The organism is Rickettsiales bacterium, from assembly GCA_029252805.1.
In the GTDB taxonomy this organism is placed as follows: domain Bacteria; phylum Pseudomonadota; class Alphaproteobacteria; order Rickettsiales; family JALZUV01; genus JALZUV01.
The window spans coordinates 1-23,766 of sequence record JAQXAR010000033.1; the positions used below are offsets into that span (position 1 = coordinate 1).

Consider the following 23,766-nt stretch of genomic DNA (forward strand, 5'->3'; position numbering starts at 1 on the left):
GAACCCGCAATGAAATATTTTATCAACTCTAACTGCTTATTTCTCGATAACTTACAATGCTTTATATACATCAATAACTCCTAACAATTTAAATGTTAGGTGTCAGCCCCAAATCTAATAATATTTTAACTAAAGAATTAGGCAGGATTATACATTTTTTTACCATCATTTGCATGACAGTTTAATGACAATTAATTGTCTAATTTATGCCCGAAGCGCTTGGCTTTTGTGTCTAAATAACCGGCATTATGTGAGTTCGCATCAGCAATCAACGCCTCTTGCGCCGCGATTTGGATACCATATTGGGCGAGCTGCTTGCTCTTGTCAGGATTATTGGAGAGCAACGTGATTGCCTCAACCCCCAAAAGCTTCAACATCGCCGCCGCCAAACCGAAATCACGCTCATCCGCCGCAAATCCCAAGGCGAGGTTGGCATCGAGCGTATCTTGTCCTTCATCTTGCAAGGCATAGGCGCGGATTTTATTGCTAATGCCAATGCCGCGGCCTTCTTGCTGTAAATAGCAGATCACACCGTGACCAGCCTTACCAATTTGTTCCAACGCTAAATGCAATTGATCGCCGCAATCGCAACGTAAGCTCCCCAACAAATCGCCGGTAATACATGACGAATGCACCCGCACGAGCGGCGCTTCTTGGCTTTGCGGATCACCAATCACCACAGCAAGATGCTCCATCGCGCTGGAGGGACTGCGGAAACTCACCACTTGTGCATTTTCGACCGCTTTAATCGGCAAGCGCGCGCGTGCGACTTCCTGCAATTGCGAGCTATCAGCGCTTAAACCTGCCTCAATATCAGCAACCGAGAAACTCATCTCTGCCGCTTCCATTTGCGCTAAAGCCGGCAATAATCCGGCACGTTTAAGCAAGGTAATAGCTAGTTTTTCTTCAGCAGTTTCAGGCACTCGTGCTACATTGGGAAGAAAGCGCTCATCCAAACTATCCGGCGCAATCAGCGTGCCGCCCACGGGCAAATCATTACCCTCCACCGGCTGAAACGATAGCGTCCCAAGCGTAATAGAGCGCCCACTGCGCAGTTCAAATAATGCGCGGCTTAAAGCGATCGAATGTTTTTCAGTATTCATAAGCACTGGAAACCTATAGATTAAGCCTCATGCAGACAAGTAGTTTAACACCAGTCACACTCTATAGTACGCAGAAATCAAAGGCGCAGCACCTGCTGCCTTTATTGCCTGAGGGAAGCATTGAGGTGGGCCATTATGCAGAAATAGCCGCTAATCGCCGCAGCTTACTAATCACGCACGACCAATCAAGTGCCCGCGATGCCAATAAATGGGTGAATGAACAGCCCCCCCACCGTCATGCACAAATCTTTCTACTCCTGCCTGAAGGGGAGTCGCGCCTAACTCCGGTTTGTGCCTATCGCCACCAGCCAACGCATCTGAACCAGATTCTACAATTCCTCAATTCCAGCCGCGCGCTCCCTGCCCTGCCAGAGACACTAAAGCTCACCGAGATTGAAACCAGCCTGATCGAGCAATTGCATATTGCAGATGCCGCCGTCTCGCATGAGATATTGATGCAAAATGTGTGGGGCCATCAAACCGAGCTCGATACTCATACGCTAGAAACCCACCTCTACCGCCTCCGTAAGAAGCTTGATGAGACTGAGTTACAGATCGCAACTGAAGACAGTTCTTATCAACTATTGTCATCGCCTAAATAGCCACTATAGTGCCGCTATGATTCGTTTATTTAGCATTCTATTTGCGCTTTTATTGCCGGTTACGGCAGCGGCACAAACCTATGACCGCTCGTTCCATGACTGGAGCGTCTTTAGCTACAAAAACACCTGCTATATTGGCACGGCCCCTATCAAACAGGCGGGCAATTATAGCCATCGTGGACAACCCTATGTGCTGGTCGTTCATCGTGGCGCGAAAGACGAAATCAATGTATCCTCTGGCTACCCGTTCCGCCAAGGCAAAGATGTGCATCTATCGATCGATACCAATAAATTCCAGCTCTTCACCAAGAATGAGATCGCTTGGGCGTATGATGAAGCAACCGATGCCGCAATTATCCGCGCCATGAAAGCCGGTAATAAATTAAGCGCCAAAGGCGTTTCGCAAAAAGGCACGACGTCGGACGATACTTATTCGCTCACAGGCTTCACCGCCGCCTATAATCATATGAAATCGAAGTGTAGGTAGTTTGAAACCCTCCCTCCTTCAATATACTAAAGAAGAACTGACTGGCTTGCTGGCCAGTAACGGCTATCCGACGTTTCGTGCGAAGCAAATTTGGGGCTGGATTTACGTCAAAGGCGTGACCGAATTTTCACAAATGGCCAATGTCAGCAAGGACATCCGCGAATGGTTGGAAGAAAACTATACCATCGCACGCCCTAGCACCTCCGAAGATTTAACCTCGACTGATGGCACCCGTAAATGGCTACTCAAAATGGAAGATGGTCGCGAAGTAGAAACCGTTTTCATCCCCGAAGAAGATCGCGGGGCACTTTGTGTGTCGTCTCAAGTGGGTTGCACCCTCGCCTGCACTTTCTGCCATACCGGCACGATGAAGCTGGTGCGCAACTTGACCGTCGACGAAATTGTCGGCCAGTGGATGCTGGCCCGAGACCGCGAAGATGAATGGAATAAATCCGATGCAGAGCGCCGCGTCACCAATATCGTTTTGATGGGCATGGGTGAGCCGCTCTATAATTACGAGAATGTCAAAAAAGCGATGTTGATTTTGATGGATCAAGATGGCGTGGCACTCTCTAAACGTCGCATCACCCTTTCCACCAGCGGCATCGTTCCTGCGATTGAAGCCTGTGGCCGCGATTTAGAGGTGAACCTTGCCATCTCACTTCACGCCACAAACGATAAATTGCGCAACGAGATCGTACCCATCAACAAGAAGTACCCACTTAAAGACCTCATGCAGACCTGCCGAGACTATCCGGGCGCCTCAAACAGCCGTCGCATTACCTTTGAGTATGTCATGTTAAAAGACGTGAATGATTCTGAAGAAGATGCCAAACAATTGGTCGAGCTCCTCAAAGGCGTACATGCGAAAGTGAATCTCATTCCGTTCAACCCATGGCCAAACAGCCCTTACGAATGCTCCAGCAATAACCGTATCCACGCCTTTGGCCGTATTGTGATGGCCGCCGGATTCTCCAGTCCTATCCGAAAAACACGCGGCCAAGATATCTTCGCCGCCTGCGGCCAACTCAAATCCGACTCGATCCGCAAAAAAGGCGAAAAAGTGAAACTTTAGTAAAATCTTCAGTTTTTAATTTTACAATAAATTTATGAAAAATGGCTTCACCCTCCTCGAACTCTCCATTGTTCTCGTCATTATAGGACTGATTGTGGGTGGCGTCACGGTTGGACAGGAAATGATCCGTTCAGCAGAACTCAAGTCTGTTACAAAAGATAAAACTAAAATTCTCACCGCACTTAACACTTTCAAACTAAAATATAATGCATTGCCTGGAGATATGGATAATGCTCAAGATTATTGGGGAATAACACATGCCACACCTGCAACTTGCAAAGTAACTGCAAGCACAACAGGTACTGCTACATGCAATGGAGATGGAGACGGAACGATTGAGCACAGTGATGCCTCATATGAGTGGTTTCGCTTATGGCAGCATTTAGCTAACGCTGAACTCATACTTGGTAATTTCGATAGTATTCCAGCTTCCGCTCACATTATGAGTTCTGATGAAAGCAACAGCTTTAACTCTAGCATTGCAGGTGCTGGATGGTTTCTTTATGATAGAACCACTACTACAGGCAATCTATACTGGTTTGCAGGAAATTTTGGGAAGCTACTGATTATTGGAGGATTCGACACATTAGAAATGCCCCGCCTATCAATTTTCTCTCCGGCTGAGCTATACTCCCTCGATGTAAAATTTGATAATGGAAAACCAGGAACAGGCCATATCGTTGCAAAACGCTGGAACGACTGCACCGATGCCACCGCAAATACTGAAATAGACAGTGATTACATACTAAGCGATGGCGACCTGCTATGTGCCGCAATTTTCACCCACATACTTAAGTAGCAAAAATACTTAAGTCACCTCTACCCAGCAATTGGGAGTTTCGCGCACAACGATTCTACTGATTCTGAGCGGTGCTTCGAAGAGCTCGGGGCACACCACTTCCAGCAAATATTTGGCCATATTTTCTGCTGTGGGATTACTCGTTAGATAAAAAATAGGCTGTCCGGTTTCACCTGAAATGGCTTCACCTAGTGTCTTATCTTCATCCCAAAGAATAGTTTCATGATCCCAATTTTCATCAAGCCATGTCCCTAATTTTTCTTTCAGCACGCCAAAATCGACGACGCGGCCGAGCGCGTCTAACTCAGGAGCCTCCGCCGTCACTTCCACCACATAGCGATGGCCGTGCAGGTTCTTACATTTGCTTTCGTGACGCTTCACGCGGTGCGCGGCATCAAATTCGAGTTTTCGTGTGGCAGTAATGGTCATGGCCAGCTATATACAGAAGAATGACAGAAATTACCACACCCCTGTTGCAACTAACGGCGCAAAGCAAGCAAGCCTATCGTCAGCTTGCCTTAAGCAGCCATAATGCGCGCAACCAAGCCCTACGCGAATCGGCCCATGCTATCCGTAATTCGCAAGCCGAGATTATCGGCGCGAATGAGACAGATATGGAGGCGGCAGCCCAAAAAGGCCTCTCGCTTGCGATGTTAGAGCGCCTCAAACTCGATGCTGAGCGTATCGAAGCCATGGCAAAAGGCTTAGAGGCCATCACCGAATTACCCGATCCCCTCACCGGCGAATTAGATGCATGGGAACGCCCGAGCGGTTTGCACATTAAACGCGTACCTGTACCGCTTGGCGTGATCGGCGTGATCTACGAATCACGCCCAAATGTCACGGCCGATGCGGCAGGCTTATGCATTAAATCCGGCAATGCAGTATTGCTACGTGGCGGCTCGGAAAGCTTTCATAGCAGCGCCGCAATTGCAAAATGCATCACGCAGGGTCTCACCGCCGCCGGATTATCCGAACATGCGGTGCAGCTTATTCCCTCAACGCAACGTGAATGGGTAACCGCCATGCTACATGCGAGTGGCGAAATTGACGTACTCATCCCACGCGGCGGCAAAGGCCTGACCGATCTCGTCGCACGTGAAAGCCGCGTGCCAACTATTCTGCATCTCGATGGCAACTGCCATTCTTATGTGCATGTAGATGCTGATATCGCCAAAGCCGCCAAAGGGATCGCCAATGCGAAAATGCGCCGTACCGGCATTTGCGGCGCGACGGAGTCCCTATTGGTCGATGAAGCAATCGCGTCCCAAGTGATTCCGGCTCTGTGCGATGCGCTGATGGAGGCAGGATGCACGGAAATTCGCGGCGACACCGTCGCACAAAAAATTGATTCACGCATTAGCGCCGCGTCCAGTGAAGATTGGACTACCGAATACTTGGATAGTATTATTTCGCTCAAAACCGTGAGCGGCCTAGAGGAAGCAATTCACCATATCAACATCCATGGCTCGCACCATACGGATGCTATTTTTACAGAAAATACTCAAGCCACCGCTACTTTCCAAGCGAGCGTCGATAGCGCTATCGTCATGCATAATACCTCCACCCAATTTGCCGATGGCGGCGAATTTGGTATGGGTGCGGAAATCGGAATTTCGACCGGACGCCTACATGCACGCGGGCCGGTCGGAGCCGGTCAACTCGTCACCTATAAATATACCGTGACCAGCGACGGAGCAACCCGCGCGTGAAGATTGGCTTACTCGGTGGCTCGTTTAATCCAGCGCATGCGGGGCATTTACATATCTCTGAACAAGCCCTCAAACGCCTTAGGTTGGACCAAGTTTGGTGGCTAGTCAGTCCACAAAACCCGCTCAAGAAACGTGATGATATGGCGCAATATAGCCAAAGAATCGCCTCTGCTCGGCATTTCACGGATAATAATTGCACCCTTGAAATTTGCGAAATTGAGCAGGAGAATGGCCTACAATATACCGCGGATACGCTAGAGCTGCTAACACAAACCCACCCGCAACATCAATTCGTATGGCTTATGGGTTCGGATAACCTTGCCCAATTTCACCGTTGGCATAAATGGCGTAATATATTGAAACTATTACCCATTTGCGTGATGGATCGCGCGCCACACTCGCATGGCGCGCTGCGTTCCCCAGCGGCACTGACTTACGCGCATGCACGTATACCGCAACAAGAAGCCACCACTCTTTTAGAGGCTCCCGCGCCACGCTGGATTTATTTATTCATTCCTCGTCACCCTGAATCCGCGACTCGATTGCGAAAAACGATTGGAAAACAAGCATTTTTGCGGTAAAATAGGATAAGAAGTGGGGAGACACTCACTTTCATAATAACCAATGGAGACTGGATATTCTAAACTCATCCATGTCTGCACATGATGCAGATTCTTTAATACATGTCATCGAGGAAGCACTTGATGATTCTAAAGCCGAAGAGATTGTCACGATCGATCTTGCCGGAAAAAGCAGTTTCGCTGACTATATGATTGTCGCCTCTGGCCGCTCTTCTCGCCACGTTACGACCTTAGCCCACAGACTTGCGAGCCTTCTTAAAGAAAAAGGTGCGCCGATTATGGCCATCGAAGGCAAAGATTCAGGCGATTGGGTCTTGGTAGATTGCGGAAATATTATCGTACATCTCTTCAAACCCGAAGCGCGTGAGATCTATCAGCTAGAAAAAATGTGGAGCGCTCCAGTCGAAGCACCCCAAGAAGAAGCACTGGCTTAGGGGTTACGTAACAGCGCGCGGGCGACCTACTGGGCTCAACGATGGACTTTGGCTTCGCCAATGCTCAGGACTCTGAGTCGGCCTACTGGCCCTCCTTCTTCATTTATCATTCTATTAAAGAGTGCGGTTAGTAAACCGTGCGAACCATCAGCTTAGCAAAAAGGGCGCTCCATCGAAGCGCTCGTAAGCGCCATCAAATAATCGAAAAGATCTCTCGACCGCGCTCAAAATGACGATAATAATCACTCCTATGAATAACCACGACAACGAGCAACGCTATTCGCGCCATCTTTCTTTGCAAGGTTTGGGCGAATCGGGCCAAGCGAAACTACGCCAAGCGCGCGTACTGGTAATTGGTGTCGGCGGCCTGGGCTGTCCTTTAAGCCTCTATCTCGCTGCCAGCGGCGTGGGCATACTCGGGCTTATTGACCCTGACCGCGTCTCCCTTTCCAATCTCAATCGACAAATTCTCTTTGAGACGGCAGATATTGGTCGCTTAAAAACCGATGCCGCCGCTGACCGATTAGAGGAGCTTAATCCTGAGATTCAAACGGAATTACATCCTTTCAAACTAGATGCCCACAATGCTGAGAAAATGATCGCGCAGTATGATGTAGTGGCGGATGGCTCGGATAATCCCGAAACACGCTATCTCGTCAATGCCACATGCCATAGTTTGCGCAAACCACTCATCTCTGCTGCCATTCATGGATGGGAAGGCCAACTCTACCGTTTTGACACTTCCAGCGGCAGCGCGTGCTATCAATGTTTATATCCAGATTCTCCTTTAAAAGGCGAAACCCCAACTTGTGCCGAATCGGGCGTCTTATCGCCGTTAGCCGGAATGATGGGCAGCTGGCAAGCGGCAGAAACCGTCAAACAGATCGTAAATATTGGCGAAACTAGCATCCTGCACCGCATCGATTTAATAAGCGGGACAAGCAAACAAGCCAAGATTCAAAAAGATTCCGCCTGTCCTGTCTGTTCCTGATTGATTTATTTTGAGGCACCCGTTAAACAAAACTCCTCTCAACAGGATGTAAGTTTTATGCGTTTTATCACTCTTTTCGTTTTATTGGTTTCTGCTTTCGCTTTTTCAGCACAGGCGCAGCTCAAAATTGATATTAATCGTGGCCACTCAAGCCCGCTCCCTATTGCCATCACGGCGCCGACAGGCGTTAGCGGCGATGCGCAACGTATGGGGCAAGATATTGCCAAAGTCGTTGCCGCTGATTTGGAACGCTCCGGCCTTTTCCGCCCGATTAACCCGCAAGCCTTCATTCAAGTCATTACATCAGGTAACGCCGTTCCGCGTTTTGCTGATTGGCGCCAAATCAACGCACAAGCGCTCGTAACTTCGGTAATTGAGCCAAAAGGTGGCGATAATTTCCGCCTCGCTTTCCGCCTATGGGACGCTCATGGCGAAAAACAATTAGCGGGTAAAGAATTCAACACGTTCCGTAGCAACTGGCGTCGTGTAGCTCACTTAATGGCGGATGAAATCTATAAACGCCTGACCGGTGAAGATGGCTATTTTGATAGCCGTATCGTTTATGTTGCCGAATCTGGCTCGGCAAAACGCCGTATTAAAAAACTGGCTATTATGGATCAAGATGGTGCGAATCATAAAATGCTAACCAGCGGCAGAGACCTTGTTCTCACCCCACGCTTCTCACCGGATAGCCAAGATATTCTCTATATGTCTTATGCCACTCGCAGCCCACGCGTTCACTTACGTGACTTACAAACCGGTCGCGAAGAATCTCTCGGTAAATTTGACGGAATGAGTTTTGCTCCGCGCTATGCCAATGATGGCAACCGCATGCTCATGTCGATCGCCCGCAATGGTACCACAAATCTTTATGAGATGAATTTACGTTCACGTCGCATGCGTAAGCTGACCGATACTCGTGCGATTGATACTTCACCTTCTTATGCGCCTGATGGTACTCGCATTGTGTTTGAATCCGATCGTGGCGGCTCTCAACAGCTTTACACCATGAAATCTAATGGTTCTGGCGTGAAACGTATTTCTTACGGCAATGGCCGCTATGCATCACCGGTTTGGTCGCCACGCGGTGACTGGATCGCCTTTACGAAAATGAGAAAAGGCCGCTTCTACATTGGCGTAATGCGCGCAGATGGCACCGGCGAGCGTGTCGTAGATGAAGCCTTTCTCGTAGAAGGACCGACATGGTCTCCGAATGGTCGCGTGCTGATTTACACGAAACAAAACCGCACCGGCGGACCGCAGCTTTACAGTATTGATATTACGGGAGCGAATAAGCGGCGTGTTAAAACACCGCTCGATGCTTCCGATCCGGCATGGTCTCCGCTCTTACCGGTGTAAATTTCATTTGATTTTTGTTCATTTTAGTTAATGATGCGTTTGTAAATTAATATCTTAGCCCCGAAAGGTCTGAAGGATGCGTTCTTTAAAAACAATTTTAGCTGCTGCTGCAGCACTCACTCTACTCGCTGCATGTGAAACAGCACCGACTGAAGGTGGCGTTACCGACGGCGCTAGCGGTTACGATTCTGGTTCTGGTGAATTCACTATGGGCAACAGTGACGGCTCTATCACCCCAGGCACTCAAGCTGATTTGGAAGCTAACGTAGGCGATCGCGTTCTATTCGGCACGAACAGCTCTACGGTTGATGGTGAAGCGCAAGCAACGCTCGAACGCCAAGCTTCATGGTTGCGTAAATATAGCGACGTCAATGTTATCATCGAAGGTCACGCCGATGAGCGTGGCACCCGTGAGTATAACTTGGCACTCGGCGAGCGTCGTGCAAACTCTGCTAAAAACTACATTGTTGGCCTCGGTATTTCGCCAACACGTGTTTCAACCATCTCTTACGGTAAAGAACGCCCAAGCGTTCTCGGTCATAGCGGCTCTTCATGGGCTCAAAACCGTCGCGCTGTAACGGTAGTTGCAAATTAATCAGTCACTTATTGACTTTAAACACCAACCCCGTGTAAGAATTCATCCCTTACACGGGGTTTTTTTATGATGAAAAAAATATTCTTATTCAGCTTCATTGCTCTCTTAAGCCATTCGGCATTTGCGCAGGTTGATTATCAAACGCAAGCCTATGGCAATGCTAGCCAAATGGGCGCTGAAATTTCGCGCCTAGAAGAACAAATCCGTCAAATTCGCGGTGAGAATGAACGTCTGCGCCATAAAATTGGTAAAATGGAAGCTTCGCATCAACGCTTTCAAGAGGATGTTGAGTTTCGCTTAAATGGCAATGGCGGCGCAGCGATTCCAAGTGCCATGCCTAATGCAGCACCCCCAGCACCCCCAGCACTCCCTGCTTACAATCCCAATGATACCACCCCTCCTGCTATGCCGATGGCTGGTGGCCCTCCTCCTGCATTACCAGATGCTGCTTACCCAGCTCCAAACGCCTCACCTGACATGGGTAGCGTCACGGTACCTGCTGCAGCTGGTATGGGATTTGAAACTTCACCCGACCCACAAACACTTCGCATTCCGGGCGAAGGCGCCGCCACTCCGCGTGACCTCTATAACGAGGCTTTCCGTATGCTGAACCAAAGCGATTATGTCGGCGCCGAACAAGCATTTGCTCGCTTCACCCATGATTATCCGAATGACCCTTTGATCGGCAATGCATGGTACTGGTTAGGTGAAACCTTCTATGTTCGCCGCGAATATACTCAGGCAGCTAACTCTTTCCGTCAAGGGTTTCAGGCATTAGAAGAGGGACCTAAAGCGGGCGATAATCTACTGAAGCTTGCCATGTCGCTTGCCGCAACACAAAAAGATCAGGAAGCCTGTGTCGTGCTCAAGCAAGTGGATACCAAATATTCCAGTAATTCCACCGCGCTTAAAGGCAAAGTGACACAGGAAATTAGCCGTCTAGGATGTTAGCCGTTCAAACCGAACGAACATCCAAAAGCGTCGTAACGCGCTTTCAAAAGACCCTAGATTCTCTTAACAGCTCCTCCATTTCCAGCATGGCAGTCGCCCTTTCAGGCGGGTCAGATAGCCTTGCGCTGTTGCATCTGATGCATCAGCTTTATCCCGATATTGCCATCACGGCGCTCACCGTTGACCATCAACTCCGCGAGGATTCCTCATACGAAGCAATGCGTGTCAACGAATGGATGAAAGCCCTCGACATCCCACACCAGATTCTAAAATGGGAACATCACGAGCTTCAAGGAAACTTGCAGTCAAATGCCCGCAATGCACGCTATCACTTAATGAGCGAATGGTGCTTGGCGAATAAGACTTCCGTTTTATTGCTCGGCCATACGCAAGATGATCAAGCCGAAACCATCGCCTACCAACAGGAGCGCTCAGCAGGCCCGGTTGGATTAGCCGGCATGTCTGGCGCACGGATGGAAAATAACATCCAACTTTTGCGGCCTCTATTAGGCCATACACGAGCTGAGCTGCAAGATTGGTTAGGGACACAACAATTCCCATGGATCAACGACCCATCCAACCAAAATACAGCTTTCGCGCGTGTCCGCATCCGCCAGCAACTCACGGAAAATCCAAACGAAAAAGCAGAACTCCTCGCGTTGGGACAAAAAATGGCACTGCAGCGACTGCAAATTGAGCAGGACCATGCAAAATTCATCGAACAACATATCACCGTAAACGACACTCACCTCATCTGCCCGTTAATTGCATTTTTGAAACTTACAGAGGATCAAGCCGCCTATACATTAGGCCGCATCCTTTGCCATATAGGCGGTGATGATTACCCACCACGTTATGCTAAACGTTTAAACGCGCTTAATAATATAAAAGTCAATAAAAATCAGCGCTTTACGCTTGGACATTGCTTCATCAAAACGCAACAGGAGCAGCTTCATTTTTCTCTCGAACAAAATTCCACTGCAACCAGAGCAAAACCCCTTGTCCCCTCGCCTTTTGTACCTATATTCAATTCATGAATAATAACTTCACAAAAAATCTGACCCTATGGCTTATCATTGGTGTCGTCGTCATGATTCTGGTCAACCTGTTTCAAGGCGGAATGGAAAATGCAAATGTTCAAAAAACAGCCTTTTCTGATTTCTTAAATCAAGTCGATGCGGGCCAAGTGGGCGAAGTCGCCATCAAAGAATCCCCCGAAACCGGCACAACCATTACGGGACGCTACGGCGATGGCAGCGAGTTCATCGTTCAAGCGCCGACTTATCCGGCTCTCATCACGCAATTACGCGATAAAGGCGTCAAAATAGACGCTCTACCCGCCTCTAGCGGTATGGATAATGTGTGGGGCGTTCTGCTTTCATGGTTCCCAATTTTACTGCTTATTGCCGTTTATATTTTCGTCATGCGCCAAATGCAGGGCGGCGGCGGCAAGGGCGGAGCCATGGGCTTCGGTAAATCACGTGCACGCTTGCTAACCGAAGATAATAACAAAGTCACCTTTGACGATGTTGCCGGTATTGATGAAGCCAAAGAAGAACTCGAAGAGATTGTCGATTTCCTTAAAGATCCTGGAAAATTCCAACGTCTCGGCGGCAAAATCCCCAAAGGGTGCTTACTCGTCGGCCCTCCAGGAACCGGTAAAACTCTCCTCGCCAAAGCCATTGCCGGTGAAGCAGGAGTTCCCTTCTTCACCATTTCTGGTTCTGATTTTGTGGAAATGTTTGTCGGTGTCGGTGCCAGCCGTGTGCGCGACATGTTCGAACAAGGCAAGAAAAGCTCGCCATGCATCATCTTTATTGATGAGATCGACGCAGTTGGCCGCCATCGTGGCGCGGGCATGGGCGGTGGTAATGACGAACGTGAGCAAACACTCAACCAACTCCTCGTAGAGATGGATGGGTTTGAGGCGAATGAAGGCGTGATCCTCATCGCTGCCACCAACCGTCCTGACGTGCTCGATCCTGCTCTGCTACGTCCCGGTCGTTTTGATCGCCAAGTGGTGGTGCCAAACCCTGATATTGCCGGTCGTACGAAAATTCTCGAAGTGCATTTGAAAAAAGTACCCGCCGCTCCCGATGTCGATGCACGAGTCATCGCACGTGGAACACCTGGTTTCTCCGGTGCTGATCTGGCTAATCTCGTCAATGAATCTGCCTTGCTCGCCGCTCGCCGTGGCAAGCGCGTCGTTACAATGCAGGAGATGGAAGCCGCCAAAGATAAAGTCATGATGGGTGCAGAACGCAAAAGCATGGTCATGTCGGATGATGAGAAAAAACTCACGGCATTCCATGAAGCTGGCCACGCTATTATTGGTGTCAAAATGGCCGCCTCCGACCCGATCCACAAAGCCACCATCATCCCGCGCGGACGTGCTCTGGGCATGGTGATGCGCTTACCAGAAGCAGATACACTCTCTGTTACTCGCGAGAAAATGCATGCCGACCTCGCCGTGGCGATGGGTGGTCGCGTGGCGGAGGAATTAATCTTCGGTTATGACCAAGTCACTTCCGGCGCCTCTTCGGATATCCAGCAAGCCACACGCATGGCCAAAGCAATGGTCACACAATGGGGTATGTCCGATAAGCTAGGGCCGATGGATTACAGCGCCGGCGAAGGCGGAGAGCCCTTCCTTGGTGCCACTTATGGCCAAAGCAAAGGCAACTCAGAAGAGACCGCTGCCCTGATTGACTCAGAGGTTCGTCGCATTCTGGACGAAGCTTATTCTCTCGCCACAAAAATGCTTACAAAACACCGCAAGCAACTGGATTTACTTGCAAATGCTCTACTCGAGTACGAAACCCTGACAGGTGATGAAATTGATGAATTGCTCGAAAATGGTAAAATCGTACGTTCTGTCAATGAATCGGCAAAAGTGACCGTTGCGACCTCTGCTCTGCCTTCCCGTCGTAAAAAGAAGGATATGAAGGCAAATAAGAAAGACCCAAAAGATAAAAAAGATAAGGATAAAGGAACCGACGCATGAGTGAGCGTAAATTCTTTGGTACTGATGGTATTCGCGGCACCGCCAATAAATATCCGATGAAGGCCAGCATTGCCTTGCGACTCGGCAAAGCGGCAGGGCATTATTTCACACGTGGTAATCACCGCCATCGCGTGGTAATTGCCAAAGATACGCGCCTTTCAGGCTATATGATTGAAAACGCGCTGACGGCAGGTTTTCTTGCGGCAGGAATGGATGTAATCCTTGTCGGCCCGATGCCAACCCCTGCTGTCGCGATGCTCACTAAATCCATGCGCGCGGACTTAGGAGTGATGATTTCCGCATCACACAACCCGTATCACGATAACGGCCTTAAGCTCTTCGGCCCCGATGGTTTCAAACTTTCTGACAAAGCTGAAATTGCGATTGAAGAATTGATGCAAACCGATGATGTCGAAAACCAATTGGCCGATCCAAGCCAACTTGGTCGTGCAAAACGCATTGAGGATGCCCCCGGGCGTTACATTGAGTTTGCAAAAGCAACTTTCCCAACCAATCTTGATTTGAGCGGTCTGCGCATAGTCATCGATTGCGCCAATGGTGCTGCCTATAAGGTTGCCCCTACGGTGTTACAAGAATTGGGTGCAGAGATTGTGCCAATCGGCATCGCGCCTGACGGCTTTAATGTGAATAAAGATTGCGGCTCTACACATCCAGAAGCCATGCAAAAAATGATCCGCGAAAGCCGCGCAGACATTGGCATTGCACTCGATGGCGATGCAGATCGCTTGATCATTTGCGATGAAAAAAGCAACGTGATCGATGGCGATCAAATCATCGCTATGATTGCCACTGAATGGCAAAGAATGGGCATTCTAAAACATGATGCTGTTGTCACAACACAAATGTCTAACCTCGGCTTGGAACAGTATTTCAAGAAAAAAAACATCACGTTATTCCGCACAAATGTGGGAGATCGCTACGTCGTTCAGAAAATGCGTGAAGGCGAGTTCAACCTTGGCGGCGAGCAATCTGGCCATATCGTGATGAGCGACTATGCGACCACAGGAGACGGACTCATTGGCGCCCTGCAGGTACTTGCCGTACTACAACGTCAGCAGAAATCAGCGAGTGAAGCATTAAATCTTTTCACTCCATTGCCGCAAATTTTACGCAATGTTCGTTACTCCGGCGCAGATCCGTTAGAAAAGAAACCTGTCATCGATGCCATTGTAAAAGCTGAAAAAGCCTTATCTAAGAATGGGAGATTATTCATTCGGAAATCAGGTACGGAGCCTTTAATTCGAATTATGGCAGAAGGTGATGATCAAGGTCAAATTGATACTCTAACGGCTGAATTAGCCGAAATTATCGAAAATAATATTTCAAACGCCGCATGAGCTCAAAATCCGGAAGAGTTTTAACCATTGCCGGCAGCGATAGCAGCGGTGGAGCGGGCATTCAGGCTGATATCAAAACGATTACCGCACTTGGTGGTTATGCTGCTTCGGCCCTTACCGCGCTGACCGCACAAAACACGCAAGGTGTCGATTCTGTTGAATTCGTCAAACCTGAATTCATGCTCGCACAAGCTGAATCAGTCCTCTCAGATATCGGTGCTGATTGTATCAAAACGGGCATGCTTGCTAATTCTGAAATGATCGAGTCTCTTGTCACACTCATCAAAAAATATAAGACAATCCCTATCATTGTAGACCCTGTGATGGTTTCGACTAGCGGCGATCTATTACTCGAAAAAGCCTCACTATCGCTACTCACAGAACAGCTTTTTCCTCTAGCGATGCTCGTCACACCTAACATTCCAGAAGCAGAGTTGCTCGCCCATATCCTCATTTCGAGCGACGAAGGTATGATTAGGGCTGGAAAGAAAATTATAGAAAAATCTGGCTGCAAAGCAGTTTTAGTCAAAGGCGGACACCTAAAAGGCGACACCATCATCGATATTTTAGTGACAAAACAGGGGGACGTCGAACGCTTCACCTCTCCACGTATTGACAGTAAAAACACGCATGGCACAGGCTGCACGCTAGCCTCTGCCATCGCCACCCGCATCGCTTTAGGTGAAACCCTAACCGATGCCATTAAAATTGGCCGCGATTATGTTAAACAAGCCATCCACCATGCTCCTGGACTTGGCAAAGGCCATGGCCCCTTAGGGCATGGCTGGACATTGCAAAATTAAAATACTACAATAGACCTATGAAACAAGGATTTACTCTTCTTGAACTCTCCATCGTCCTTGTCATCATTGGAGGAATTACCGTTGGTCAAGAGATGATTCGTGCATCAGAGCTAAACTCGGTAATATCCGATGTGAATAAATATAAACTCGCAGTGAATACGTTCAAACTCAAATATAACGCCCTCCCAGGTGATATGGACAACGCGCATGACTACTGGGATAACGGTGCCGATGGAATATGCGGAACAGCAGGCGAATGTAATGGCGACGGTGACGGTTTAATTGAAAATGCTGGCGGGCTAACTTCCAACGAAGTCGGGCGTGTTTGGCAACACCTTAGTCTATCAGAAATTATTGCAGGTAGTTATACCGGCGTCATAACCTTTCCTCCTGTATTAGATGTATCTCACCCCAAATCCTCAATTATTGGCGCAGGATACTCGCTTGAGGCACAAAATAATAAAAACACTCTTTTCTTTGCGGCTCCTGTAAGTTCACAAGGTAGACCACGAGCAGGAGCATTGGCCGCTCTTGCAGCCGAAATTATTGACCGAAAAACAGATGATGGCATTCCCCATCAAGGAAAAACTACCACTACAGACGAAGTTCACTTGATTGGTGGGGGAGCTGGAAATAATTGCCTTATTTCTAGCGATACGGTCTATAATTCAACCAACTCCGATATCGACTGCGTCATGATGTTTGAAATAGGCCTCTAAGCCGCTTTTTCCAACTTTTCAAGTTCATCGCGGATGCGCGCCGCTTCTTCGAATTCTAAATTACTGGCCGCTTCGAGCATTCTATCACGTAGATGCTTGAGATATTCCTGACTATCCCCGCTAGAAGGTTCGGCGGGCGACCCATCTGCATTTTTGGGACGTTTCCAACTTGTATTGGCTTTCACATCATCGCTCATCGAACCTGAAATACGGCTCACAACGGTGGTAGGTATAATACCATGCTTCTCATTATGGGCCATTTGCTTAGCACGACGACGGTCTGTTTCATCCATCGCAATTTGCATAGAGTTGGTAATCTTATCCGCATAAAGAATCACCCGTGCTTCGGAATTACGCGCAGCACGACCAATGGTTTGAATGAGCGAAGTGGCCGAACGTAAGAACCCTTCTTTATCCGCATCCAGAATCGCCATAAGGCCACATTCCGGGATATCTAACCCCTCACGCAGGAGGTTCACGCCGACAAGAATATCAAATTCGCCTAATCGCAATTGACGGATAATCTCAATACGATCAAGCGTATCCACATCAGAATGCAAATAAGCGACCTTATTACCCGCTTCGGTGAGATACTCCGTCAGTTCCTCCGCCATGCGTTTGGTGAGTGTCGTCACCATCACACGGAAGCCTTTAGCAATCGTCAGTTTAGCCTCGGCCATAAGATCATCCACCTGTACAGCAACAGGCTTAATTTCGTAAGGCGGATCAAGCAAGCCGGTTGGACGAATCACTTGTTCGACAAACTCGCCACCCGTTTGTTCAAGCTCCCATTTCGCCGGAGTGGCCGATACAAATACCGTTTGCGGACGGGTCGTTTCCCATTCTTCAAACTTTAAGGGGCGGTTATCCATACAAGATGGCAGACGGAATCCATGCTCCGAAAGCGTCGTTTTGCGCGACCTATCCCCTTTATACATGCCGCCAATTTGCGACACTGACACATGACTTTCATCCATAAATAGAAGCGCATCATCCGGCAGATAGGAAAATAAAGTCGGCGGAGGCGCACCCGGTAATTGCCCAGACAGGTGGCGTGAATAATTCTCAATTCCACGGCAAGCGCCCGTTTCTTGAATCATCTCTAAATCAAATTGCGTGCGTTGACCGAGGCGTTGCGCTTCCACCAACTTACCCATCGACTCAAATTGTGGGAGGCGCTCTTTTAACTCTGCTTTAATCGTACCAATCGCACGCTCAATCGTCGGGCGCGGGATAACATAATGCGAATTCGGGTAAATCGCCACTTGGTCTAACTTGCCGTGAATCTCGCCCGTAAGCGGATCAAACGCTTGAATCTCCTCCAGCTCATCGCCGAAGAAACTTAGGCGCCACGCCTGATCTGCCATATGCGCGGGGAAAATATCCAGCACATCACCACGCACGCGGAACGTGCCACGATGGAAGTCTAAATCATGACGCTCATATTGCAATTCAGTCAGTGATTTCATCAACTTACGCTGATCATACTCCATACCTGCTTTGATATGTTTCACCATCAAACTATAGCTCTCAGCCGAACCGATACCGTAAATACACGAAACCGAAGCAATCACGATTACATCACGACGCTCCAATAGCGAACGCGTGGCCGAGTGCCGCAGACGATCAATCTGTTCGTTAATGCTGGAATCTTTTTCGATAAAAGTATCGGTGCGCGCAACATAAGCTTCGGGCTGGTAATAATCGTAATACGAAACAAAATATTCGACCGCATTATGCGGGTAGAAATGCTTCATCTCCTGATAAAGCTGCGCCGCGAGTGTTTTATTATGCGCCATAATCATGGCCGGACGCTGTAGGTTGTTAATCACCTGCGCCATCGTGTAAGTCTTACCGGAACCGGTCACCCCAAGCAGCACCTGATTGCGCTTTCCGTCAAGCAAACCTTGGGTCAACGCAGGAATCGCCGTCAGCTGGTCACCCGCCGGTTCATAGTCAGATTCTAATTGGAAAAGCTTCTTACTCACGAAAAGACTATAGAGAAAATAATGCCTATATTCTAGCCAACAAATGCGCGTTCGATAACGAAATCTGCGGGAGCGTTATTGGCGCCTTCGACAAATCCGCGCGCTTCACAGATGGTTTTGGTATCTTCAAGCATCGCGGTAGAGCCGCAGATCATTACGCGATCGGTTTCGGGATTTAGGCTTTCAAAACCGAAATGTTTGCTCACCGTATCATCTTCTAGCAGCGTCGTGATGCGGCCTTGGCGCGGATAATTCTCACGCGTGACACTATCGAAATATTTGAGTTTCGGTTGCGCTAGCTCACCAAGAAATTCGTGGTTAAGCGTCTCTTCGACCGTCTTTTTACTATAGGCGAGCTCTGCCACCGTGCGGCAGGTATGCGTCACGATCACTTCATCGAACTTCTCATAGGTTTCAGGGTCGCGAATCAGGCTAGCGAAGGGCGCAAAGCCGGTTCCGGTAGAAATCATATAGAGGCGTTTCGCCGGCGTCAGTGCATCTAGCACCAGAGTTCCAACCGGCTTACGGCCTAGCAACACCGTATCGCCTTTTTCAATTTTCTGCAGATGCTGTGTCAGGGGGCCTTCTTGTACTTTGATGGAGAAAAACTCCAACTCCTCATCCCAAGAAGGAGAGGCAATGGAATAAGCGCGCAATAACGGCTTATCATTTACTCGCAAGCCCAGCATAATGAACTCACCAGAACGAAAGCGGAAGCTCTCCGGGCGGGTTAGGCGGAACGAGAAAAGTTCATCCGTATAATGCTCCACGGAAAGAACGGTTTCTTCAGTTGGGCCACTGGCTTTTACGGGTTTTTTTACTGCTGCATCTATCATAACGCCGCTTATATCGCGCGCGCGGAGCAAAGTCAAAAGCTTTAACACATAAATAAATGGGGAATTAATGTATTATACATTTATTAGATGTTGTTACACCCTGCACACACAAAAAACCCCACCTTCTCAGGCAGGGTTTTTATAATCAGTATCAATCGTAAATTACGCTGCTTTATCCGATAGGAAGTCACCAAGACCACCCATTAGGCTTTGCGCAAGACTGTCACCTGCATTGCCTTTGATGAAATCAAAGAACAAGCTTGCGAGTGAGCCAAGTTGGCCTGAATCTAGATTCAACTGGCTTAGTAAGCCTGCCATACCGACCAAGCTGCTTGCCGTAGAACCGCCACCTAGCATGCCACCAACAGCACCCATAAGGTTACCCATCAGGCCACCAGCATCGCCGCCGCCGAGGTTTGTGCCTGTTTCAAATTTATTCATCAACTGCTCTGCGCCGCCAATTTGTGATAATAGCGATGAAAAATCAACTTCACCCGCTTGTCCCTGTAATACAGAGAGTAAGCCACTCGTTGCTTGTTCCGCATCATCTTGTGAAATGCCTAGCTGTTGCGTCGCTAGTCCAATAAACTGTTCAATCATAAAAAGCCTCCATTGTTATTCTGCAAGTAATTTGCTAAAAGAACGTAGCCAAAATACCACGAAAAGCAAGGACTACCCTCATGAGCACTGCGATGAAGACCGAAGATACGCCTGAAATTGCTAGTTTAAACGCTCCAGACAAGATCCTCATTGGCGGCGCTGAGGGCAACCCTCAATGGCTCAATTTGAAATACGCCAACCGTCATGGCCTGATTGCTGGCGCAACCGGCACCGGTAAAACCGTGACGCTTCAGGTGCTGGCTGAAGGCTTCTCGAACGCGGGCGTACCCGTCTTCATGGCCGATGTGAAAGGTGATCTTTCTGGCATTTCGCAAACCGGAAAGCCGCATCCAAAAATTGATGAGCGCGTTGAATCTATCGGCATCACTGATTTTGCCCTTGGCTGCGTCCCCACCATCTTTTGGGATATTTTTGGTAAACAAGGCCATCCCCTTCGCACCACCATTTCGGAAATGGGACCGGTACTCCTGTCGCGCTTGATGGACCTTACCAACGCGCAAGAAGGCGTCTTACACATCGCTTTTGCCGTCGCTGATGATGAGGGCATGCTGCTGCTCGATCTGAAGGACCTACGCGCGATGCTCAACTTCATTGCTGAAAATGCGAGAGAACTTAACGAATATGGCCATATCAGCAAAGCCTCTGTCGGCGCCGTTCAGCGCAACCTCCTACAGCTCGAATCCGAAGGTGCAGAAGCGTTCTTCGGCGAACCAGCCTTAGAGATTGCTGACCTAATGCGCACCACGCGCGACGGGCGCGGTATCGTCAATATTCTCGCAGCGGATGAACTCATGCGCGCGCCAAAAACCTATTCTACCTTCCTTTTATGGCTACTTTCGGAGCTTTTCGAAACACTGCCAGAAGTAGGCGATCCAGATAAACCAAAACTCGTTTTCTTCTTTGATGAAGCTCACCTTCTGTTTGACGATGCGCCCAAAGCACTGGTTAATAAAGTAGAGCAAGTGGTTCGCCTGATTCGCTCCAAAGGTGTTGGCATCTATTTCGTGACGCAAAGTCCGCTAGATATCCCTGTCGATATTCTCGGCCAGCTTGGTAACCGTGTACAGCACGCCCTGCGCGCCTTCACACCGAAAGACCAAAAAGCCGTGAAATCCGCAGCGGAAACCTTCCGTCCTAATCCGAACCTGGATACAACAGAGGCCATCACCCAATTAGGTATAGGTGAAGCACTCGTTTCAACCTTGGAAAAAAAGGGTGAGCCGTCTGTCGTTCAACACACGCTCGTTCGCCCGCCCTCGTCTCGCATGGGCCCAGTGACGGAATCAGAGCGCAAGACGATACGAGATAACAGTCCGGTTTCGGGTCAGTATGACAAAGCGATTGATCGTGAATCCGCTTACGAAATTCTGCACACTCGTGCTGAGAAAGCCGCTGAGTCTGCTACAAAATCGAAAAAAGAAGAAAAGCTAGAGCGCACTTCTACCAAGCGCCGCAGCAACCGTCAGGGCTATATTGAAGCCACCACTAAGAGCGTCTTACGCTCGGTTGGAACTTCTTTAGGCCGCAAAATAGCAAAAGCCATCTTACGTGGCATAATGGGAAGTATTTTAAAATAATGACAATGCAAGACACTCCACTCAAAATCGCCGGTAAAACTTACGAATCACGCCTTCTCGTTGGCACAGGGAAATACAAAGATATGGCGGAAACCAAACAGGCGATTATCGCCAGTGGTTCTGAGATCATCACCGTTGCCGTACGCCGCTTAAATGCCGAACAACAACAGCAAATGATAGATGTTCTGCCACCGGAAAAATACACTTACCTTCCCAACACCGCAGGTTGCTACGATGCCGAGAGCGCCCTACGCACCTTACGTCTTGCCCGCGAAGCTAGCGGCGAAAAATTGGTAAAGCTTGAAGTGCTGGGCGATGAAAAAACCCTCTACCCCAACGTGATCGAAACTGTCAAAGCAGCGAGAACTTTGGTGCAAGAGGGCTTTGATGTGATGGCCTATACCAGTGATGACCTGATCGTTGCGAAAGAGCTGGAACAAATTGGCTGTATCGCCGTCATGCCACTCGGCGCGCCGATCGGTTCAGGCCTCGGCATCCAAAACCCACTCAACATTAGGCTGATTGCGGAAGCGCTCAGCGTACCGGTACTGGTTGATGCCGGCGTTGGTACCGCATCCGATGCGGCAATTGCGATGGAACTGGGCTGTGACGGCGTACTTATGAACACGGCTCTGGCTGAAGCAGCAAACCCCGTGATGATGGCCGAAGCCATGAAACATGCCGTGATTGCAGGCCGTAAGGCCTATCTCGCAGGGCGTATGCCCAAGCGTGAATATGGCGTAGCAAGCTCACCCAAGCTGGATAGTAAAGCCGGATAAACTCGCTTTATTTCAATGCTTCCTGATCAAGAAGATGGCGCTTAATGAGCGGCATCTGGCACATCAGGAATAGTAAGGTGAGCGGCAACATGCCAAATACTTTAAAATTAACCCAGAACTCTTCTGGGTAATTACGCCAAACATATTCATTCAAACCGGCTAGAAAGATAAATAACCCTGCCCAGCGGAATGATAAGATACGCCACCCCTGCTCAGTCATCTGGATGGCCATTTGCATCATGTATTTTAAAGGTGGTTTTTGCAGCAAAGTACCTACGATAAGAATCGCGGCGAATAGAAGGTTAATAATGGTCGGCTTCATCTTAATAAAGATCGGATCTTCAAATATTAAGGTTAACCCACCAAACACCCCGACTAATATAGCGGAAATAAGCGGGTTAAACGGCACTTTCTTCTCTTTAATATAGAGCACCGTCACAGAAATAGCCGTAGCAACCATAAGCACCAGCGTCGCCGTCATCAGCCCTGCCTTCTGGTAGGTGATGAAAAAAGCCGCTAACGGCAGTATTTCTAATATGAATTTCATGGACTTCACACTCTAATGATGTAATTTTACGACAGAAAATTAACGCAAATCTAACCTTTTGCCGTTACAAAACACGTAACCAGTATCCGCGCAAGCGGTAATCATGCAGTATAAGGACATTATGGATACCACAATTTTGATTGTTGAAGACGAAGAAGCCATCGTCACCATGTTACGTTATAACTTGGAAAAAGAAGGCTACAACGTCGAGTCAACCGATGATGGTGAGGAAGCCCTCACCATGGTTAAGGAACATCGCCCTGATGTTATCGTATTAGATTGGATGCTGCCTTCAATGAGCGGCATCGAGGTTTGCGAGGCATTACGTCGCAACAATGATACCAAAGGGATTCCTATCATCATGCTTTCCGCTCGCGGTGAAGAAGGTGATCGTATTCAAGGACTCGATGCTGGCGCGGATGATTATATGATCAAACCGTTCAGCCCATCTGAGCTTAATGCTCGTATTCGCGCGGTTTTCCGTCGCTTCCGCCCTGCGCTTTCTGAAAAGGTTCTGACCTTCTCTGATGTTCGTGTGGACTTGGCGGCACATAAAGTATGGCGTGCGGATAAAGAAATTCATCTCAGCCCAACTGAGTTTTCACTTCTTCAGTACCTCATGGAGCACCCTGGCCGCGTATTCTCACGCGAACAGCTACTTGATTCCGTTTGGGGACACGATATTTACGTAGAACTTCGTACGGTGGATGTTCACATTCGTCGTCTCCGTAAAGGTCTCAACCCAGAAGGTGAAATGCAAGAACTCATCCGTACCGTGCGCTCCGCAGGCTATGCATTAGAAGAAGTCACCACGGCAGAAGAAGAAAAGCCGGAAGACGTCTAGC

General features: G+C 48.8%; 25 protein-coding genes. 19 read left to right on the top strand and 6 right to left on the bottom strand.

All coding sequences use genetic code 11. From position 1 onward, the window contains the following. Nucleotides 1-191: 191 nt before the first annotated feature. On the bottom strand, nucleotides 192-1,103 hold the full coding sequence (gene ribA / locus P8P30_07040) for a GTP cyclohydrolase II (protein MDG1287307.1): 912 nt from the start codon (nucleotides 1,101-1,103) through the stop codon (nucleotides 192-194). Nucleotides 1,104-1,132: 29 nt separating this feature from the next. Here ribA and P8P30_07045 point away from each other — a divergent pair, with 29 nt between their 5' ends. Genes P8P30_07045 through P8P30_07060 form a run of 4 tightly spaced genes read left to right on the top strand, consistent with a single transcriptional unit; the run spans nucleotide 1,133 to nucleotide 4,066 of the window. Next, nucleotides 1,133-1,705: a winged helix-turn-helix domain-containing protein gene (locus P8P30_07045; GenBank protein MDG1287308.1), complete on the top strand. Its 573-nt coding sequence runs from the start codon at nucleotides 1,133-1,135 to the stop codon at nucleotides 1,703-1,705. A 16-nt stretch (nucleotides 1,706-1,721) separates the two neighbouring features. After that, nucleotides 1,722-2,192, top strand: a complete 471-nt coding sequence (locus P8P30_07050; protein MDG1287309.1) for an invasion associated locus B family protein — start codon at nucleotides 1,722-1,724, stop codon at nucleotides 2,190-2,192. A gap of 1 nt (nucleotide 2,193) precedes the next feature. Continuing rightward, nucleotides 2,194-3,267: a 23S rRNA (adenine(2503)-C(2))-methyltransferase RlmN gene (gene rlmN / locus P8P30_07055; protein ID MDG1287310.1), complete on the top strand. Its 1,074-nt coding sequence runs from the start codon at nucleotides 2,194-2,196 to the stop codon at nucleotides 3,265-3,267. A 34-nt stretch (nucleotides 3,268-3,301) separates the two neighbouring features. Then, the gene (locus tag P8P30_07060) at nucleotides 3,302-4,066 is read left to right on the top strand and encodes a prepilin-type N-terminal cleavage/methylation domain-containing protein (protein MDG1287311.1); all 765 of its coding nucleotides are present in this window, start codon (nucleotides 3,302-3,304) and stop codon (nucleotides 4,064-4,066) included. Nucleotides 4,067-4,075: 9 nt separating this feature from the next. On the opposite strand, the gene P8P30_07065 is transcribed toward P8P30_07060, so the two are convergent. Next, complete coding sequence (locus tag P8P30_07065; GenBank protein MDG1287312.1) at nucleotides 4,076-4,495, bottom strand: 6-carboxytetrahydropterin synthase; 420 nt, start codon at nucleotides 4,493-4,495, stop codon at nucleotides 4,076-4,078. A gap of 20 nt (nucleotides 4,496-4,515) precedes the next feature. Here P8P30_07065 and P8P30_07070 point away from each other — a divergent pair, with 20 nt between their 5' ends. From P8P30_07070 to P8P30_07125, 12 genes are all read left to right on the top strand, one after another. After that, nucleotides 4,516-5,778 carry a glutamate-5-semialdehyde dehydrogenase gene (locus P8P30_07070; protein ID MDG1287313.1) on the top strand — a complete coding sequence of 421 codons (1,263 nt, stop codon included), beginning with the start codon at nucleotides 4,516-4,518 and terminating at the stop codon, nucleotides 5,776-5,778. Beyond that, a complete protein-coding gene (locus P8P30_07075) occupies nucleotides 5,775-6,359 on the top strand; it encodes a nicotinate-nucleotide adenylyltransferase (GenBank protein MDG1287314.1) in 585 nt (194 codons plus the stop codon). Before P8P30_07070 ends, P8P30_07075 begins: the two co-directional genes overlap by 4 nt. 71 nt (nucleotides 6,360-6,430) lie before the next feature. Next, nucleotides 6,431-6,793 carry a ribosome silencing factor gene (gene rsfS, locus P8P30_07080; GenBank protein MDG1287315.1) on the top strand — a complete coding sequence of 121 codons (363 nt, stop codon included), beginning with the start codon at nucleotides 6,431-6,433 and terminating at the stop codon, nucleotides 6,791-6,793. 250 nt (nucleotides 6,794-7,043) lie between these two features. Then, the gene (locus P8P30_07085) at nucleotides 7,044-7,784 is read left to right on the top strand and encodes a HesA/MoeB/ThiF family protein (GenBank protein MDG1287316.1); all 741 of its coding nucleotides are present in this window, start codon (nucleotides 7,044-7,046) and stop codon (nucleotides 7,782-7,784) included. A gap of 57 nt (nucleotides 7,785-7,841) precedes the next feature. After that, entirely contained in the window at nucleotides 7,842-9,143 is a 1,302-nt protein-coding gene (gene tolB / locus P8P30_07090) for a Tol-Pal system beta propeller repeat protein TolB (protein MDG1287317.1), read from the top strand. A gap of 76 nt (nucleotides 9,144-9,219) precedes the next feature. Beyond that, complete coding sequence (gene pal / locus P8P30_07095; protein ID MDG1287318.1) at nucleotides 9,220-9,738, top strand: peptidoglycan-associated lipoprotein Pal; 519 nt, start codon at nucleotides 9,220-9,222, stop codon at nucleotides 9,736-9,738. 66 nt (nucleotides 9,739-9,804) lie between these two features. Beyond that, nucleotides 9,805-10,689: a tol-pal system protein YbgF gene (gene ybgF / locus P8P30_07100; GenBank protein ID MDG1287319.1), complete on the top strand. Its 885-nt coding sequence runs from the start codon at nucleotides 9,805-9,807 to the stop codon at nucleotides 10,687-10,689. An 86-nt stretch (nucleotides 10,690-10,775) separates the two neighbouring features. Further along, the gene (gene tilS / locus P8P30_07105) at nucleotides 10,776-11,726 is read left to right on the top strand and encodes a tRNA lysidine(34) synthetase TilS (GenBank protein ID MDG1287320.1); all 951 of its coding nucleotides are present in this window, start codon (nucleotides 10,776-10,778) and stop codon (nucleotides 11,724-11,726) included. Continuing rightward, nucleotides 11,723-13,693, top strand: a complete 1,971-nt coding sequence (gene ftsH / locus P8P30_07110; protein MDG1287321.1) for an ATP-dependent zinc metalloprotease FtsH — start codon at nucleotides 11,723-11,725, stop codon at nucleotides 13,691-13,693. Before tilS ends, ftsH begins: the two co-directional genes overlap by 4 nt. After that, nucleotides 13,690-15,051 (top strand): phosphoglucosamine mutase, encoded by a 1,362-nt coding sequence (glmM, locus tag P8P30_07115; protein ID MDG1287322.1) that lies wholly within the window; start codon nucleotides 13,690-13,692, stop codon nucleotides 15,049-15,051. Before ftsH ends, glmM begins: the two co-directional genes overlap by 4 nt. Further along, nucleotides 15,048-15,854 (top strand): bifunctional hydroxymethylpyrimidine kinase/phosphomethylpyrimidine kinase, encoded by an 807-nt coding sequence (thiD, locus tag P8P30_07120; GenBank protein ID MDG1287323.1) that lies wholly within the window; start codon nucleotides 15,048-15,050, stop codon nucleotides 15,852-15,854. Before glmM ends, thiD begins: the two co-directional genes overlap by 4 nt. A 17-nt stretch (nucleotides 15,855-15,871) precedes the next feature. Beyond that, on the top strand, nucleotides 15,872-16,573 hold the full coding sequence (locus P8P30_07125; GenBank protein MDG1287324.1) for a prepilin-type N-terminal cleavage/methylation domain-containing protein: 702 nt from the start codon (nucleotides 15,872-15,874) through the stop codon (nucleotides 16,571-16,573). Here the strand turns inward: P8P30_07125 and uvrB are convergent. From uvrB to P8P30_07140, 3 genes are all read right to left on the bottom strand, one after another. Beyond that, nucleotides 16,570-18,561, bottom strand: coding sequence for an excinuclease ABC subunit UvrB (gene uvrB / locus P8P30_07130; GenBank protein MDG1287325.1), 1,992 nt, complete (start codon nucleotides 18,559-18,561; stop codon nucleotides 16,570-16,572). The genes P8P30_07125 and uvrB overlap by 4 nt on opposite strands. Nucleotides 18,562-18,593: 32 nt before the next feature. Continuing rightward, nucleotides 18,594-19,397 carry a ferredoxin--NADP reductase gene (locus tag P8P30_07135; protein ID MDG1287326.1) on the bottom strand — a complete coding sequence of 268 codons (804 nt, stop codon included), beginning with the start codon at nucleotides 19,395-19,397 and terminating at the stop codon, nucleotides 18,594-18,596. A gap of 162 nt (nucleotides 19,398-19,559) precedes the next feature. Further along, on the bottom strand, nucleotides 19,560-19,997 hold the full coding sequence (locus tag P8P30_07140) for a DUF2780 domain-containing protein (GenBank protein ID MDG1287327.1): 438 nt from the start codon (nucleotides 19,995-19,997) through the stop codon (nucleotides 19,560-19,562). An 80-nt stretch (nucleotides 19,998-20,077) separates the two neighbouring features. On the opposite strand from P8P30_07140, the gene P8P30_07145 reads away from it, so the two are divergent. Together P8P30_07145 and P8P30_07150 are read left to right on the top strand one after the other, a co-directional pair. Continuing rightward, a complete protein-coding gene (locus tag P8P30_07145; GenBank protein MDG1287328.1) occupies nucleotides 20,078-21,595 on the top strand; it encodes a DUF853 domain-containing protein in 1,518 nt (505 codons plus the stop codon). Continuing rightward, nucleotides 21,595-22,374, top strand: a complete 780-nt coding sequence (locus tag P8P30_07150; GenBank protein ID MDG1287329.1) for a thiazole synthase — start codon at nucleotides 21,595-21,597, stop codon at nucleotides 22,372-22,374. Before P8P30_07145 ends, P8P30_07150 begins: the two co-directional genes overlap by 1 nt. A gap of 7 nt (nucleotides 22,375-22,381) precedes the next feature. Here P8P30_07150 and P8P30_07155 read toward each other — a convergent pair whose 3' ends face one another. Further along, a complete protein-coding gene (locus P8P30_07155; GenBank protein MDG1287330.1) occupies nucleotides 22,382-22,921 on the bottom strand; it encodes a septation protein A in 540 nt (179 codons plus the stop codon). Between the two features lie 121 nt (nucleotides 22,922-23,042). Between P8P30_07155 and phoB the strand changes: the two genes are divergently transcribed. Beyond that, complete coding sequence (gene phoB / locus P8P30_07160; protein MDG1287331.1) at nucleotides 23,043-23,765, top strand: phosphate regulon transcriptional regulator PhoB; 723 nt, start codon at nucleotides 23,043-23,045, stop codon at nucleotides 23,763-23,765. Nucleotide 23,766: the final 1 nt, after the last annotated feature.

Bases quoted from the DNA above. Each gene is read 5' to 3' on its own strand.
- ribA (MDG1287307.1), bottom strand. From the start codon at position 1,103: ATGAATACTGAAAAACATTCGATCGCTTTAAGCCGCGCATTATTTGAA.
- ftsH (MDG1287321.1), top strand. From the start codon at position 11,723: ATGAATAATAACTTCACAAAAAATCTGACCCTATGGCTTATCATTGGT.
- P8P30_07145 (MDG1287328.1), top strand. From the start codon at position 20,078: ATGAGCACTGCGATGAAGACCGAAGATACGCCTGAAATTGCTAGTTTA.
- P8P30_07140 (MDG1287327.1), bottom strand. From the start codon at position 19,997: ATGATTGAACAGTTTATTGGACTAGCGACGCAACAGCTAGGCATTTCA.
- tolB (MDG1287317.1), top strand. From the start codon at position 7,842: ATGCGTTTTATCACTCTTTTCGTTTTATTGGTTTCTGCTTTCGCTTTT.
- P8P30_07125 (MDG1287324.1), top strand. From the start codon at position 15,872: ATGAAACAAGGATTTACTCTTCTTGAACTCTCCATCGTCCTTGTCATC.
- thiD (MDG1287323.1), top strand. From the start codon at position 15,048: ATGAGCTCAAAATCCGGAAGAGTTTTAACCATTGCCGGCAGCGATAGC.
- rsfS (MDG1287315.1), top strand. From the start codon at position 6,431: ATGTCTGCACATGATGCAGATTCTTTAATACATGTCATCGAGGAAGCA.
- P8P30_07045 (MDG1287308.1), top strand. From the start codon at position 1,133: ATGCAGACAAGTAGTTTAACACCAGTCACACTCTATAGTACGCAGAAA.
- P8P30_07065 (MDG1287312.1), bottom strand. From the start codon at position 4,495: ATGACCATTACTGCCACACGAAAACTCGAATTTGATGCCGCGCACCGC.
- tilS (MDG1287320.1), top strand. From the start codon at position 10,776: ATGGCAGTCGCCCTTTCAGGCGGGTCAGATAGCCTTGCGCTGTTGCAT.
- P8P30_07050 (MDG1287309.1), top strand. From the start codon at position 1,722: ATGATTCGTTTATTTAGCATTCTATTTGCGCTTTTATTGCCGGTTACG.
- P8P30_07070 (MDG1287313.1), top strand. From the start codon at position 4,516: ATGACAGAAATTACCACACCCCTGTTGCAACTAACGGCGCAAAGCAAG.
- phoB (MDG1287331.1), top strand. From the start codon at position 23,043: ATGGATACCACAATTTTGATTGTTGAAGACGAAGAAGCCATCGTCACC.
- P8P30_07060 (MDG1287311.1), top strand. From the start codon at position 3,302: ATGAAAAATGGCTTCACCCTCCTCGAACTCTCCATTGTTCTCGTCATT.
- P8P30_07085 (MDG1287316.1), top strand. From the start codon at position 7,044: ATGAATAACCACGACAACGAGCAACGCTATTCGCGCCATCTTTCTTTG.
- pal (MDG1287318.1), top strand. From the start codon at position 9,220: ATGCGTTCTTTAAAAACAATTTTAGCTGCTGCTGCAGCACTCACTCTA.
- ybgF (MDG1287319.1), top strand. From the start codon at position 9,805: ATGATGAAAAAAATATTCTTATTCAGCTTCATTGCTCTCTTAAGCCAT.
- P8P30_07155 (MDG1287330.1), bottom strand. From the start codon at position 22,921: ATGAAATTCATATTAGAAATACTGCCGTTAGCGGCTTTTTTCATCACC.
- glmM (MDG1287322.1), top strand. From the start codon at position 13,690: ATGAGTGAGCGTAAATTCTTTGGTACTGATGGTATTCGCGGCACCGCC.
- P8P30_07150 (MDG1287329.1), top strand. From the start codon at position 21,595: ATGACAATGCAAGACACTCCACTCAAAATCGCCGGTAAAACTTACGAA.
- P8P30_07135 (MDG1287326.1), bottom strand. From the start codon at position 19,397: ATGATAGATGCAGCAGTAAAAAAACCCGTAAAAGCCAGTGGCCCAACT.